This is a genomic window from Aliiglaciecola aliphaticivorans, from assembly GCF_054782055.1.
The window spans coordinates 1-703 of record NZ_BAAGTF010000067.1 but is presented as its reverse complement, the minus strand read 5'-3'; the positions used below and the strand labels follow the sequence as shown (position 1 = coordinate 703).

The following is a 703-nucleotide window of genomic DNA, read 5'->3' as shown; positions in this document are numbered from 1 at the left end:
TTATTCATGCTGATCTCCTTTTTAGTTTCTTTGCAGAACTATTATGGCTCTGGTTTTTAACTAACCCACGAATAATTGGAGATCAGCACTATTTCAAACTGGCTCAAGGGGAGTCATTATGTCTATATGCCTTAAGGAATCCTGTGGAACCTGAACATTTAGTTGATGAGATATTGACTCGGGCAGTTAGCGATAATGTTACTTTTTATAAAAGTATGCTTGATAATATTCCTAGAAATGAGGTCACAGACCCTTATTGGAAAGAACTGTTAGCTTTCTACGATAAAAGTAACCAAGGTGAACGTGAAATAATAGTTAAGTTAATGAAGCAGGTTTCCCAAGATTCAATTGCATCTTTACTTTCTATTATTGATGGTAGTGGTTATTCAGAGTTAGGATCAGAACTTAAACTTTCTGATGATTCGGGTAAGCGTTTACAGGGTGAACTATCCGATATTTTTATCAAGAAGTGTGAAGAAGGCGGCATATAACAAATCGCTCAAAGTGGACGCAAAACAGTTGGCTTGCGCTCATTCTTCGCTAATTTTAGCCAACAATTTTGCGCCCGTTAGCTTAGCGTTATGAGGTTAAAGAGAATTAATGTTGTGGCAGTCTAAACCTGCTCTCAACTGGTTATTTTTATTGATTTTTAGCTACCGTAATTCGTTCGTTTTTAAAATGTAGTTGTTTATTATTTTTAAGT

Annotated in this window: 1 protein-coding gene; it reads left to right on the top strand. The window is 35.7% G+C overall.

The window, feature by feature from the left end; all coding sequences use genetic code 11:
• The coding region (locus tag ACYVIL_RS20220) for a hypothetical protein (RefSeq protein ID WP_460314534.1) at positions 1–491 on the top strand (491 nt) is incomplete at its 5' end.
• Between the last annotated feature and the right edge of the window lie 212 nt (positions 492–703).